Origin of the sequence: Variovorax sp. V35, from assembly GCF_041154465.1 — a bacterium.
Lineage (GTDB): Bacteria > Pseudomonadota > Gammaproteobacteria > Burkholderiales > Burkholderiaceae_C > Variovorax > Variovorax boronicumulans.
This window is the reverse complement of the sequence record NZ_AP028666.1, coordinates 2592598-2606385: the sequence shown is the minus strand read 5'-3', so window position 1 is coordinate 2606385 and position 13788 is coordinate 2592598. Positions and strand designations below refer to the sequence as shown.

The window sequence follows — 13788 nt, the reverse complement described above, 5'->3', positions numbered from 1 at the left end:
GATGCACCTGCCTCGCAGCTTCTGGCACCCCGCCCTGTGGCTTTTCGCGATGCTCTGGCTGGCCGCCGCCGCGCCCCGCGCGCAGGCCGCCGACGAGACGCTGCGCGTCGGCTCGAAGCGCTTCACCGAGTCGTACATCCTGGCCGAGGTGCTGGCGCAGACCGCCGCGCCGCACACCGCCTCGCCGCCCGTCGTGCGGCAGGGGCTGGGCAACACGGCCATCGTGTACGAGGCGCTTCGCTCCGGCGCCATCGACCTGTACGCCGAATACACCGGCACCATCGCACTCGAGATCCTCAAGGGCTCGCCCGCTGACACGCGCGAGGCGATGAACGCCGCGCTCGCACCGCTCGGCCTCGGCGTGGCGATTCCGCTGGGCTTCAACGACGGCTACGCGCTGGCCGTGCGCGCCGCCGATGCCGACAAGCTCGAGCTGCGCACGCTGAGCGACCTGGCCCGGCACCCCGAACTGCGCATCGGGCTGTCGAACGAATTCATCGGCCGCGCCGACGGCTGGAAGGGCCTGGCTGCGCGGTACGGTTTCACGCAGACGCCCACCGGGCTCGACCACGGCCTGGCCTACGAAGCGATGACGGCCAAGCAGATCGACGCCATCGACATCTACACCACCGACGCCAAGATCGACCACCTCGGCCTGCGCGTGCTCGTGGACGACAAGCAGTACTTTCCGCGCTACGACGCGGTGGTGCTCTACAAGCTCGACCTGCCCGCGCGGCTGCCGAAGGCCTGGGCCGCATTGCAGGCGCTCGAAGGCAAGATCGACGAGCACGCCATGATCGCGATGAACGCGCGCGCCGAACTGCAAGGCGTGCGCTTCGACACCATCGCGCGCGACTTCCTCGCCGGCGCCGCCAAAGACGGCAAGACGCCACCGAACGCCACGCGCGGCTTCACCGCCAAGCTCTTCGGTCCCGACCTGTGGCCGCTCGCGCGCCAGCACCTGCTGCTGGTGGCGGTGTCGGTCGGCGTGGCCATCCTCATCGGCGTGCCGCTCGCGATCCTCGTGTTTCCGCACCTGCGACTGCGCGCCGTGGTGCTGGGCTTTGCGAGCGTGATGCAGACCGTGCCGTCTCTCGCGCTGCTCGCGGTGCTGATCTCTTTGCTTGGCGCCATCGGCGCCCTGCCCGCGCTCATCGCGCTCACGCTGTACTCGCTGCTGCCGATCATGCGCAACACCGTGACCGGGCTGGCCGAAGTGCCGAATGGACTTCGGCTGGCCGGCACCGCGCTGGGCATGACGCCGCCGCAGAGCCTTCAGTTGGTGCTGCTGCCTCTCGCGTTGCCCACGCTGCTGGCGGGCGTTCGCACCGCGACAGCCATTGCCATCGGCACGGCCACCATCGCGGCTTTCATCGGCGCGGGTGGTTTCGGTGAGCGCATCGTGACAGGACTCGCGCTCAACGACCGCGAGCTGTTGATGGCCGGCGCGCTGCCGGCTGCGGCCATGGCGCTGATCAGCGAAGGCATCTTCGAGCTGATCGAGTTCCTGATGCGTCGCAGCCGCAGGGCGCCATTGGCCTGAGCTGTTCAGGGCGACGCTCCCGCCGACGCGGTACCTTGCTCCGCGAATGTCCCCCGGGCTTCGCCCTCCTCCTTGATTTCGCTGCGCAAGGCACCGCATCGACGTGAGCGTGTTCAGTGCGGTCGTTGATGGGCTGCGCACCACCGCCGCTTCCCGTGCGCAGGACACTGGGTGCTTCCCGCAGCGAAATCAAGGAGGAGGCCGAAGGCCGGGGGACATTCGCGGAGGGAAGTACCCGGTGGCCTGCGCACGCGCCCCGAAAAACACAGGCGTAAAAAAGCCCCCGACTGGGGGCTTCCAACAATTCAGAAAGAGGCGTTAGGCCAACGTGTAAGCCGTCTTCACCGTCGTGAAGAACTCCTGCGCGTACTTGCCCTGCTCTCTCGGTCCATAGCTCGATCCCTTGCGACCACCGAACGGCACGTGATAGTCCACCCCCGCCGTCGGCAGGTTCACCATCACCATGCCCGCCTGGCTGTGCCGCTTGAAGTGCGTCGCGTACTTCAGCGAGGTCGTCGCAATGCCGGCCGAGAGACCAAACTCGGTGTCGTTCGCCGTCGCCAGCGCTTCTTCGTAGTTCTTCACACGGATCACGCTCGCCACCGGCCCGAATACCTCCTCGCGGTTGATGCGCATGTTCGCGGCGGACTCGCTGAACAGCGCCGGCGACATGTAGTAGCCGTCCGTCTCCAGCTTCAGCAGTTCGCCGCCGGCCGCCAGCGTGGCGCCCTCGCCCTTGCCGATGGCGACGTATTCCATGTCCTGGTCGAGCTGTGACTTCGACGAGACCGGCCCCACGTCCGTGCCCTGCGCCAGCGCATCGCCGACCTTGATCTTCGCCATGCGCGCCTTCATCGCCTCGATGAACTTCGGATAGATGCCTTCGGTCACGATGAGGCGGCTCGACGCCGTGCAGCGCTGGCCGGTCGAGTAGAACGCGCTCTGCACGCTGAGCTCCACGGCCTGCGCGAGGTCGGCGTCGTCGAGCACCACCTGCGGGTTCTTGCCGCCCATTTCGAGCTGCACCTTCTTGTGGTTGGTGACGCACTGGATCGCGATGTTGCGGCCCACGCCCACCGAGCCCGTGAAGCTGATCGCGTGGATGCCGGGATGGTTGACCAGCGCATCGCCGATCACGCTGCCGCGCCCCATCACGAGGTTGAACACGCCGGCCGGAATGCCCGAGCGGCTGATGATCTCAGCCAGCGCCCAGGCGCAGCCCGGCACGAGGTCGGCGGGCTTGAGCACCACGCAGTTGCCAAAAGCCAATGCGGGCGCGATCTTCCAGGCGGGAATGGCGATGGGGAAGTTCCACGGCGTGATGAGCCCGACCACGCCCACCGGCTCGCGCGTGATCTCCACGCCGATGTTCGGCCGCACTGACGGCAGCACCTCGCCCGACAGGCGCAGGCACTCGCCCGCGAAGAACTTGAAGATCTGCCCCGCGCGCGTGGCCTCGCCGATGCCTTCGGCCTTGGTCTTTCCTTCTTCGCGCGCCAGCAGCGTGCCCAGCTCTTCCTTGCGCGCCAGGATCTCGGTGCCGATCTTGTCGAGCGCATCGGAGCGCGCCTGGATGCTGCCCATCGCCCAGGCGGGGAAAGCGGCGGTGGCGGCGGCCACGGCCGCATCGACCTGGCCCTTGTCGCCCTGCGTGTACTGGCCCAGCACGTCGGCCAGGTTGCTGGGGTTGATGTTGGGGCTGTAGCTTTGGCCGGCCAGCCATTCGCCGTTGATGAGGTTGTTGAATTCAGTCATCGTCGATGTCCTTGTGTGCGTGTTGCGGTGAGGAGGTTGGAAAAGTCCCAAGGCTAGGTGGCGCCTTCGGACTCCACGTAGAGGGCGTACAGCGAATGGCTGGCCGCCATGTAGAGGCGGTTGTTCTTGGGGCCGCCGAAGGTGAGGTTTGCACAGCGTTCGGGCAGGCGGATGAAACCGATGGGCTTGCCTTGCGCATTGAAGATCTTGACGCCATCGAGGTCTTCGGATTTCGCCTGCGGCTGATAGACCTTCATGCCGTTGCCGGCATCGATGGGTTCGGGAGCGACGGCGCCGTTCCAGCCCCAGCCCATCCAGAGATTGCCGTCGCGGTCGACGCGAAAGCCATCGAGCGCCGCGGCGCCCGTGCCGTCGATGAGCTTCAGCTTGTTCGACACGCTGCCATCGGCCCCCACGTCGTAGCTCCAGAGGCTGCGGTTGGGCGTGCCCTTCCATTCGACAACGTAGAGCTTCTTCTCGTCCGGCGAGAAGGCCAGGCCGTTCGGGTTCACGAGGTCGGTGATCACCGCCGAGAGCTGGCCGTCGGGCGTGAGGCGGTACACGTTGGTCGTCGCCTGCTCGGACGCGGCCTTCTCGCCTTCCCACGTGCCCGAGATGCCGAAGAGCGGGTCGGTGAACCACACGGTGTCGTCCGATTTCACGACCACGTCGTTCGGCGAGTTCATGCGCTTGCCCTGGTAGCGGTCGGCCAGCACGGTCACGCGCCCGTCGGATTCGGTGCGCACCACGCGCCGCGTCACCGAGTGCTCGCAGCTGATGAGGCGGCCCTGCCGGTCGCGCGTGTTGCCGTTGCAGTAGCCGGCGTTCGCCTTATGGACCTTGAACTCGCCGGTCTTCTCCTCGTAGCGCATCAGCCTGTTGTTCGGGATGTCGCTGCACACGAGGTAGCCCTCGCGCGGCAGGTACACCGGGCCCTCGGCCCAGCGCATGCCGGTGCCGACCTGCTCGAGCGTGCTGCTGTAGATGCGGTACTTCGCAAAGCTGGGGTCGAGGATCAGCACTGACGGGTCGGGATACCGCTGCTGCGGCTTGTAGGGAAACGACTGGGCGCCCGCGGCGGCGGCCACGGCGCCGAGTGCCGAGCCGGCAGCCGCTTGCAGCAGGCGACGGCGATCCATGTGCTTGTTCATTCAGTCTCCTTGGATGTTTCAGCCGTCAGCGCACGAAGGCACCGGGCGCTCAGCGGACCATGCAGGGGCGCTTGTTGTCGAAGGTCCAGTTCGGAATGAGGAACTGCATTGCCTGCGCATCGTTGCGCGCGCCCAGGCCGTGTTTCAGGTACAGCTGGTGCGCCTTCTCGACCTCGGCCATGTCGAGCTCGATGCCCAGGCCGCCGCGCGTGGGCACCTGCACGAGGCCGCCCTCGATCTGCAGCGGCGACTTCGTGAGGCGCTGGCCGTCCTGCCAGATCCAGTGCGTGTCGATGGCCGTGACCTTGCCGGGGGCCGCCGCAGCCACGTGCGTGAACATCGCGAGTGACACGTCGAAGTGGTTGTTCGAATGCGAGCCCCAGGTCAGGCCCCAGGCCTGGCACAGCTGCGCCACGCGCACCGAGCCCTGCATGGTCCAGAAGTGCGGGTCGGCCAGCGGAATGTCGACCGACTGCAGCGACAGGCTGTGCACCATCTCGCGCCAGTCGGTGGCGACCATGTTGGTGGCGGTGGGCAGGCCCGTGGCGCGGCGGAACTCGGCCATCACCTCGCGGCCCGAGAACACGCCCTCGGCGCCGCATGGGTCTTCGGCATAGGCCATCACGCCATGCAGGTCGCGGCACAGGCGGATGGCGTCGGCCAGCAGCCAGCCGCCGTTGGGGTCGAGCGTGACGCGCGCCTGCGGAAAGCGCGCGTGCAGCGCGCGGATCGCCTCGACCTCTTCCTCGCCGCGCAGCACGCCGCCCTTGAGCTTGAAGTCGGTGAAACCGTAGCGCGCATGCGTGGCCTCGGCCAGTCGCACGATGGCCTCAGGGGTCATGGCCTCTTCGTGGCGCAGGCGGAACCAGTCGTTGTCGGCGCCGGGGTCGGTCTCGTATGGCAGGTCGGTCTTGGTGCGGTCGCCCACGTAGAAGAGGTAGCCGAGCATCTGCACCGCATCGCGCTGCTGGCCTTCGCCGAGCAGCGCGGCCACGGGCACGCCCAGGTGCTGGCCCAGCAGGTCGAGCAGCGCGGCTTCGGCGGCGGTCACGGCATGGATGGTCACGCGCAGGTCGAAGGTCTGCAGGCCGCGCCCGCCGCTGTCGCGCGCGGCAAAGGCGCTGCGCATGCGGTTGAGCACGGCGTTGTGGTTGCCGATGGGCTGGCCCACGATGAGGTCGCGCGCGTCTTCAAGCGTCTGGCGGATCTTCTCGCCGCCCGGCACTTCGCCCACGCCGGTGTGGCCAGCGCTGTCGGTGAGGATCAGCAGGTTGCGCGTGAAGAACGGGCCGTGCGCGCCGCTGAGGTTCATCAGCATGCTGTCGTGGCCCGCAACGGGCACGACGCGCATGGCGGTGACGACGGGCGCGCCCGACACGACGGAGGAGGCAGCGGATTCAGGAGAGGTCATCTTCGGGCTCGGTGGCTCAGTCTGCGGTGATGTGGCGGGTGTCGATCAATGTCTTCCATCGCGCCCACTCGCGCAACTGGAAGGCGGTGAAGTCCTCGGGCGTGCTGGCGACGATTTCCAGGCCCTGGTCGAGCATGCGCTTCTTGGTCTCGGGGTCCTGCATGGCGGCGATGACCGCATCGCTCAGCTTCTTCTTCGTGGCGGGTGGCAGGCCCTTCGGTGCGGCCATGCCTTGCCACGAATAGACCTCGGCGCCCTTCACGCCGGCTTCGGCGAGCGTGGGCACGTCGGGCAGCACGGGCGAGCGCTTGTCGCCGGTGACGGCAATCGCGCGCAGCTTGCCGGCGCGGATGTGCGGCAGCACAGCGTTCACGTTCTGGAACGAGAAATCGACCTGGTTGCCCAGCAGGTCGTTCACCGCCGGCGCGCCGCCCTTGTAGGGCACGTGCACGCCTTCGGTCTTCGATTGCTGCCAGAAGAGTTCGGCCGACAGGTGGTCGGACGAGCCGTTGCCCGAACTCGCGAACGAGACCTTGCCGGGCGTCTTGCGCAACAGCGCGAGCACGTCGGCCACGCTGCGCTCGGGCCGCGCGACATTCGCCACGAGCACGTTGGGCGCCTGCACGGGCACGCTGATGTAGTCGAAGTCCTTGGTGGCGTCGTAGGGCACGCCCTTTTGCAGATGCGGTGTGACGACGAAGGCGCCGAGCGACGACACCAGCAGCGTGTAGCCGTCGGGCAGTGCGCGCTTCACGAAGCCGGTGCCGATGGTGCCGGTGGCACCGGGCCGGTTGTCGACCACGAAGCTGCCGCCGAGCTTGCCCTGCAGCTGCTGCGCCAGCGCGCGCGCCACCATGTCGGTGGAGCCGCCGGCCGGGAACGGCACGATGATCGTCACGGGTTTCTGCTGCGGCCATGCATCGGCCTGGGCCGAAGCGTGCAGCGGCGACAGCAGCGCGGTGGCGGCGAGCGCGAGGCCCGTCGCCAGGAATTGCGTTCTCTTCATGCGCGGTGGTCCGATCAGGAAGGAAGGCGCACAGCCTGGCGCGCGAGCAGCTTCCATTCGCCGCCCTGCTTCTGCCAGACGCCAAGGATCTTCAGCGCGACCTTGCCGGGCTTGCCTGAGTCGTTGGTGTCGGCCGTGAGCGTGTGGCGCACGATGGCGGTGTTTCCGTCGACGACCTTGATGGTCTGGTCGGTGATCGCGATGGTCACGAAGTCCGACTTGCGGTCGAGCAGGTCGGCGATGAAGCTGGCCTGCGTGTCGACCTTGCCGCCCGAATGGCCGTAGCTCAGGTCGTCGGCCACCAGTGCGCGCAGCGCGGCGGGCGTCGGGTCGACCATGGCGACGCGCAGCCGCTCGGCGGCCGCCGCAACTGCGGGTTCGGCCGCTGCGCCGCTGCTGCTGCCACCGCTGGCGGCACAACCCGCGAACACGGCGGTCGCTGCGGCGGCGAGCAGGAATTTTCTGATGAGCATGTCGTTGTCTCCTGTTTGTTTTGTGGTGCGGTCGACTGCGATCAGTGCCGGCTTACTGCGGGCCGAGCGTGTCGATGAGCGCCTTCAGTGCGTCCATCTCGTCGGGCTTCAGGTCGGTCAGCGGCGCGCGCACGGGGCCGGCGTCGTGGCCGACGAGCTTGGCGCCCGCCTTCACGATGCTCACGGCATAGCCGGGCACGCGGTTGCGCAGTTCCAGGTAGGGCATGAAGAAGTTCTTCAGCAGGCGGTGCTGGGTGGCCATGTCGTCGTTCGCGACCGCGTGATAGAAGTCCATCGCCGTCTTCGGGATGAAGTTGAAGACCGCCGACGAGTACACGGGCGTGCCCATTGCCTTGTAGGCGGCGGCATAGACCTCGGCCGTGGGCAGACCGCCCAGGTAGGCGAAACGGTCGCCCATCTTCTGGAAGATCGCGACCATCGCCTCGATGTCGCCCACGCCGTCCTTGAAGCCGACGAGGTTCGGGTTGCGCTCGGCCAGGCGGGCCAGCGTGTCGGGCTTGAGGCGGCTCGAGGCGCGGTTGTAGACGATCACGCCGAACTTCACGCTCTTGCACACGGCCTCGACGTGCGCGGCCAGGCCTTCCTGGCCGGCTTCGGTGAGGTAGTGCGGCAGCAGCAGGATGCCGTGCGCGCCGGCCTTCTCTGCCGCTTGCGCGCATTGAATGGCGAAGCGCGTCGGGCCGCCGGCGCCGGCAATGATCGGCACCACGCCGCGGCAGGTGTCGACCGCGGTCTGGATGATGCCGGGGTACTCGTCACCGGTCAGCGAGAAGAATTCGCCCGTGCCGCCGGCAGCAAACAGCGCGCTCGCACCGTAGGGCGCCAGCCATTCGAGGCGCTCGATGTAGCCCTTCTTGTTGAAGTCGCCGTTGCCGTCGAAGTCGGTCAGCGGGAACGAGAGCAGGCCGGAGCCCATGATGGTCTTGAGTTCTTGCGGGTTCATCGGAAGTCGTCCAGTGAAAAAAGAGAAATGAGGAAAAGAGAAAAGAAGAAGGGGCCGCTCAGTCGAGCTTGAGATTGGCCTGCTGGATCACTTGCGCCCAGCGCGCGCGCTCCTTGGCGAAGAACTGGTCCTGCTCGGGCGCGGTCATGGTCACGACCTCGGCGCCCTGCCCCGCAAGGCGCGCCCGGATGTCGGGCGTGCGGATGATGCGGACCAGTTCCTTGTTGAGCCGGGCGATCACCGCGTCAGGGGTGCCGCGCGCCGCGACCATGCCCTGCCATGTGCCCGACTCGTAGCCGGGAACGCCCTGCTCCGCGATGGTCGGCACGCTGCCGATCAGCGGCATGCGCGTCGACTTCGACACGGCGATGAGCTTGAGCTTGCCGCTTTGCACATGCGGGTAGGTGGCCAGCATGCCGTTCATGAGCACCTGCGTCTGGCCCGCGACGGTGTCGAGCACGGCCTGCACGCCGCCCTTGTAGGGCACGTACTCCCACTTGGCGCCGCTCTTGCGCTGCAACTCGACGCCGGCCAGGTGCGCGGTGCTGCCGCTGGCAGTGACGGCGAAGTTGAGGTCGCTCTTCTTCGACAACTCGACCAGCTCCTTCAGCGTGTTGGCCTGCACCGACGGGTGCACCACCAGCAGGTGCGGCGAGTACGCCAGCATGGCCACGCTGCGCAGGTCCTTCGACGGATCGAACGGCAGCTTGGGGTACAGCGACGGGCTGATGGCCAGCGCGCCGAGGTCGCACAGCATGAGCGTGTGGCCGTCGGCCGGCGCCTTGGCCAGCATGTCGGCGCCGAGGTTGCCGTTGGCGCCCGCACGGTTCTCGATGACCACGGGCTGGCCCAGCGCCTCGGACAGCGGCTGGCCGATGGCGCGCGCAATGATGTCCGACGAGCCGCCCGGCGGGTACGGCACGATGAGACGGATGGGCTTGGAAGGCCAGGTGCCGCCCGCCCCTTGCGCAAACGCGTGCAAGGGCAGGCTGGCGGCCAGTGTGGTGGCGAGGGCGGCGCCGAGCGCGCCGCGTCGGTTGACGGTCATGGGGGCTGTCTCCTGAGGTTCGATGCAGGCATGCGGGGCCGCGATGGCGCTGCATGTTATCAGTCATCGTACAACTAGAAAATCAGCTTGTCCAGACTTGAGCCCCGAAAACCCGGGGCGAACTCAGCGCGAAGGGGTGTTGTCGGACGAGGCGGTGCCGTGGCCGGCCGCTTCCGCCCTGGCTTTCTGTTGTTGCGCGGCTTCCTGCGCCATGCGCAGCCGCTCGCGGCTGTTGGTCAGGTGAATGCGCATCGCGGCACGTGCCGACTCGGGGTCGCGGCGCGCGATGGCCGCGTAGATTTCCTCGTGCTCGCGGTTCACGCGGCTCAGGTAGCTGCCGTCCTGCACGCGGATCGCGCTGATGCGCGTGCGCGGGATGATCGTCGTGCCCAGGTGCCGCATGATGTCGGCGAAGTAGGGGTTGCCGGTCGACTGCGCGATCTCCAGGTGGAAGGCGAAGTCGGGTCCCACGGTGTCGCCGCCCACCTTGACGTTCTGCTCGAACGCGTCGAGCGCCTGGCGCATCGCGACCAGCTGCTCGTCGGTGCGCCGGCTCGCGGCCAGCCCGGCGGATTCGGTCTCCAGGCTGATGCGCAGCTCGAGCACGGCGAGCACGTCGACCGAGGTCGCGATCTCGCCGGGATCGAGGCGGAACACCCCGCCCATGCCGCCCGGGCGCGGCTGCAGCACGAAGGTGCCCACGCCGTGCAGCGTCTCGACCAGCCCGCCCGCCTGCAGCTTGGACAGCGCCTCGCGCACCACGGTGCGGCTCACGCCGTAGGCCTGCATGATGGCCGACTCGGTCGGCAGCTTGTCGCCGGGGCGCAGCGACTGGCTGCGGATCTTCTCGCCCAGGTCTTCCACCAGCCCGTTCGCCAGGCCGCGCGCGCGCTGGCGCGGCCGCCCCACGAAAGCGGCGTTGCCCGCCGGGTTGTCAGCGGTCGTTGTCTGAACTTCGGGATTACCCGCAGTCGTTGAGGCCATGACGACGATCATAATCCCCTCACAGTTGTACGACAACAGATAACTTATCACCTAAAAACGGTGACGACGTTGTCCACCTCCTCTGCTTCCCCTCACACATCCGAAGACATGTCGACGCCTGAAGCCCCCTCCCCCCAGCTCGGCCGCCTGCTGCTGACCGGCGCCGCCGGCGGCCTGGGCCGCGTGCTGCGCGAACGGCTCGCGCCTTTTGCGAACGTGATCCGCCTTTCCGACATCGCCGACATCGCGCCGACCACGGGCGCGCATGAAGAAGTCGTGCCCTGCGACCTGTCCGACAAGGCCGCGGTCGATGCGCTGGTCGCCGGCTGCGACGCCATCGCCCATTTCGGCGGCGTGTCGGTCGAGCGCCCTTTCGAAGAAGTGCTCGAAGCCAACATCAAGGGCGTGTTCAACCTGTATGAAGCCGCGCGCCGCCACGGCGTGAAGCGCGTGGTGTTCGCCAGCTCGAACCACGTGATCGGCTTCTACAAGCAGGACGAGCACATCGACGCGCACGCCGCGCGCCGGCCCGACGGCTACTACGGCCTGTCGAAATCCTTCGGCGAGGACATGGCGCAGTTCTACTTCGACCGCTGGGGCATCGAGACGGTGAGCATCCGCATCGGCTCGTCGTTCCCCGAGCCGCTCAACCGCCGCATGATGAGCACCTGGCTCAGCTACCGCGACCTCACGACGCTGATCCAGAAGTCGCTCTTCACGCCCGACGTGAAGCACACGGTGGTCTACGGCATGTCGGCCAACCGCGACCTGTGGTGGGACAACGCCGCCGCCGCGCACCTGGGCTTCGTGCCACAAGACAGCTCCGAGGTGTTCCGCGACAAGGTCGAGGCACAGCCGAAGGTGGCGCCCACCGATCCGAACGCCATCTACCAGGGCGGCGCCTTCACCGCACAAGGCCCGTTCGGCGACTGAACGGGCCGCACCGCATGCAAGCCGAACTCGTTCTCGACGCGCGCAACGGCACGGGCGAAAGCCCGGTGTGGCTGGCCGCGCAGCAGGCGCTGTACTGGGTCGACATTCCCGCGCGCACGCTCAACCGCTGGCACGCCGGCGAAGGCCATGCGCAGTGGCGCGCCGACGAAATGATCGCCTGCATCGCACCGCGCGCCGACCGGCCCGGCGAATGGATCGCCGGCATGGAAAGCGGCCTGTTCTCGCTGCGCGAGCGCACCGACGGCACGCTCGCGGCCACGCCGCTCGCCCCGGTGGCGCACGCCGCGCCGGGCATGCGCTTCAACGACGGCCGCTGCGACCGGCAGGGCCGCTTCTGGGCCGGCACGATGTTGCTGGACATGGCCGCGGGCGCGCGCGTCGGCCGCCTGTACCGCCACGGCCCCGGCGACGACGGCGCGGCCTTGCAGCTGGACGACCTGATCGTGCCCAACGGCCTGGCCTTCAGCCCCGACGGCCGCACGATGTACCTGTCGGACTCGCACCCGAGCGTGCAGGCCGTCTGGGCCTTCGACTACGACACCGACACCGGCACGCCGAGCAACCGGCGCCTGTTCGTCGACATGAATCCCCTGCCCGGCCGCCCCGACGGCGCGGCGATGGACGTCGACGGCTGCTACTGGATCTGCGGCAACGACGCCGGCCTGGTGCACCGCTTCACGCCCGACGGCCGGCTCGACCGCTCGCTCGCCGTGCCGGTGAAGAAGCCCGCCATGTGCGCCTTCGGCGGCGCGAACCTCGACACGCTGTTCGTCACCTCGATCCGCCCCAGCGGCATCGACCTGTCGGACCAGCCGCTGGCCGGCGGCGTGTTCGCGCTGCGCCCCGGCGTGGCGGGCGTGCCCGAGCCGGCCTTCGGCGGCTGACCCTTTTCTTTTTTATTGACGACAACCACCAAGAGGACGAGACAAATGAAGCTCTACAAGACACTCATCGCACTTGCTGCCGGCGCGGCGGCCGCGTTGACCACGCTGGCTGCCGGCGCCACCGAGTTCCGCTCGGCCGACATCCACCCCGACGACTACCCCACCGTGACCGCCGTGAAGTTCATGAGCGAACGGCTCAAGGCGCTGTCCGGGGGCAAGCACAGCATCAAGGTCTTCAACAACAGCGCGCTCGGCAACGAGAAGGACACGATCGAGCAGACCAAGATCGGCGCGCTGCAGATGGTGCGCGTGAACATCGCGCCCATGAACAACATCTGCCCCGAAACGCAGGTGCCGACCATGCCCTTCCTGTTCCGTTCGGTCGAACACCTGCACAAGGTGCTCGACGGCCCGGTCGGCGAAGAGATTTTGAAGTCGTGCGAGAAGCAGGGCTTCGTGGGTCTGGCCTACTACGACAGCGGCGCGCGCTCGATGTTCACGGCCAAGAAGCCGGTGCGCAACTTCGCCGACATGAAGGGCCTGAAGGTGCGCGTGCAGCAGTCCGACCTGTGGGTGTCGATGCTCGAGGCCATGGGCGCCAACGCCACGCCGATGCCGATGGGCGAGGTCTACACGGGCCTGAAGACCGGCCTCATCGACGCCGCCGAAAACAACTACCCCACCTACGAAAGCGCGCGCGCCTTCGAGGTCGCCAAGTACTACAGCAAGACCGAGCACTCGATGGCGCCCGAGATGCTGCTGTTCTCCAAGCGCGCGTGGGACAAGCTCTCCGCCGAAGAGCAAGGCTGGCTGCGCCAGGCCGCCAAGGAATCGGTGCCCTACATGCGCAAGCAGTGGCAGGAGCGTGAAGTGAAGTCGCTGGCCACGGTGAAGGCCGGCGGCGCCGAGATCATCGACGTCGACAAGGCCCCGTTCCAGGCCGCGATGAAGCCGGTGTACGACAAGTTCATCACGGACGCGAAGCTCAAGGACCTCGTGAAGCGCGTCCAGGACACGAAGTAAACAGGGCTCGCCCCCAGGCTTCGCGCACTTCGTGACCCTGCGCCCCTGCCGGGGGCCACGAAGGGGCGGAGCCTCTCCATTTTTCGCGCTGGAAATATGTACACCAAACTTTGCCGCACGCTCGCCCGTGCCTGCATGTGGTTGGGCATCCTCGGTCTCGTCGCGGTGATCTGCGCCGTGAGCTGGCAGGTGTTCGGCCGCTACGTGCTCAACAACACCCCCACCTGGGCCGAGAGCCTCGCGCTGCTGCTGGTGCTCTACGTGACCATGCTGGGCGTGGCCGTGGGCGTGCGCGATGCGGGCCACATCGGACTCGAATCGTTCCTCGTGCTCGCGCCCGACTGGCTGCGCCTGAAGATGGAATACCTCATCCACGCGCTGATCCTGCTGTTCGGCCTGGCCATGGCCTGGAACTGCGCCTCGCTCGCCGAATCGGTGTGGGACTACCGCCTGCCCACGCTGTGGATTTCCGAAGGCTGGAAGTACGTGCCCGCCGCCGTGTCGGGCGTCCTCATCGTGATGTTCTCCATCGAACACATCATCGCGCTCGCCCAAGGCCGCGAAGTCGAACCCGCCTGGGGCTGAACCTCAT

General features: G+C 67.6%; 13 protein-coding genes. 5 read left to right on the top strand and 8 right to left on the bottom strand.

The genetic code is table 11. The annotated features are described in order from the left end of the window. Position 1 precedes the first annotated feature (1 nt). Positions 2-1543 carry a glycine betaine ABC transporter substrate-binding protein gene (locus ACAM42_RS12005; protein WP_369632144.1) on the top strand — a complete coding sequence of 514 codons (1542 nt, stop codon included), beginning with the start codon at positions 2-4 and terminating at the stop codon, positions 1541-1543. A 318-nt stretch (positions 1544-1861) separates the two neighbouring features. Here the strand turns inward: ACAM42_RS12005 and ACAM42_RS12000 are convergent, their stop codons facing one another. From ACAM42_RS12000 to ACAM42_RS11965, 8 genes are all read right to left on the bottom strand, one after another. Continuing rightward, entirely contained in the window at positions 1862-3298 is a 1437-nt protein-coding gene (locus tag ACAM42_RS12000) for an aldehyde dehydrogenase family protein (RefSeq protein ID WP_139706619.1), read from the bottom strand. 53 nt (positions 3299-3351) lie between these two features. Continuing rightward, positions 3352-4449, bottom strand: a complete 1098-nt coding sequence (locus tag ACAM42_RS11995) for an SMP-30/gluconolactonase/LRE family protein (protein ID WP_139706622.1) — start codon at positions 4447-4449, stop codon at positions 3352-3354. Between the two features lie 49 nt (positions 4450-4498). Next, entirely contained in the window at positions 4499-5860 is a 1362-nt protein-coding gene (gene gudD / locus ACAM42_RS11990; RefSeq protein WP_369632143.1) for a glucarate dehydratase, read from the bottom strand. 16 nt (positions 5861-5876) lie between these two features. After that, the gene (locus tag ACAM42_RS11985; protein WP_369632142.1) at positions 5877-6866 is read right to left on the bottom strand and encodes a Bug family tripartite tricarboxylate transporter substrate binding protein; all 990 of its coding nucleotides are present in this window, start codon (positions 6864-6866) and stop codon (positions 5877-5879) included. A 14-nt stretch (positions 6867-6880) separates the two neighbouring features. Beyond that, entirely contained in the window at positions 6881-7339 is a 459-nt protein-coding gene (locus ACAM42_RS11980; RefSeq protein ID WP_139706626.1) for a nuclear transport factor 2 family protein, read from the bottom strand. Positions 7340-7391: 52 nt separating this feature from the next. Next, on the bottom strand, positions 7392-8303 hold the full coding sequence (gene kdgD / locus ACAM42_RS11975; RefSeq protein ID WP_369632141.1) for a 5-dehydro-4-deoxyglucarate dehydratase: 912 nt from the start codon (positions 8301-8303) through the stop codon (positions 7392-7394). Between the two features lie 58 nt (positions 8304-8361). After that, on the bottom strand, positions 8362-9351 hold the full coding sequence (locus tag ACAM42_RS11970; protein ID WP_307585986.1) for a tripartite tricarboxylate transporter substrate binding protein: 990 nt from the start codon (positions 9349-9351) through the stop codon (positions 8362-8364). Between the two features lie 123 nt (positions 9352-9474). Next, a complete protein-coding gene (locus ACAM42_RS11965) occupies positions 9475-10335 on the bottom strand; it encodes a FadR/GntR family transcriptional regulator (RefSeq protein WP_062470783.1) in 861 nt (286 codons plus the stop codon). 108 nt (positions 10336-10443) lie between these two features. Between ACAM42_RS11965 and ACAM42_RS11960 the strand changes: the two genes are divergently transcribed. The 4 genes from ACAM42_RS11960 to ACAM42_RS11945 all read left to right on the top strand — a co-directional run bounded on the left by ACAM42_RS11960 (position 10444) and on the right by ACAM42_RS11945 (position 13781). Beyond that, on the top strand, positions 10444-11268 hold the full coding sequence (locus tag ACAM42_RS11960; protein WP_369632140.1) for an NAD-dependent epimerase/dehydratase family protein: 825 nt from the start codon (positions 10444-10446) through the stop codon (positions 11266-11268). A gap of 14 nt (positions 11269-11282) precedes the next feature. Further along, on the top strand, positions 11283-12173 hold the full coding sequence (locus ACAM42_RS11955; RefSeq protein ID WP_369632139.1) for an SMP-30/gluconolactonase/LRE family protein: 891 nt from the start codon (positions 11283-11285) through the stop codon (positions 12171-12173). Between the two features lie 45 nt (positions 12174-12218). Continuing rightward, positions 12219-13196, top strand: a complete 978-nt coding sequence (locus tag ACAM42_RS11950; RefSeq protein ID WP_070059672.1) for a TRAP transporter substrate-binding protein — start codon at positions 12219-12221, stop codon at positions 13194-13196. A gap of 96 nt (positions 13197-13292) precedes the next feature. Beyond that, complete coding sequence (locus tag ACAM42_RS11945; protein WP_062470671.1) at positions 13293-13781, top strand: TRAP transporter small permease; 489 nt, start codon at positions 13293-13295, stop codon at positions 13779-13781. Positions 13782-13788 lie beyond the last annotated feature (7 nt).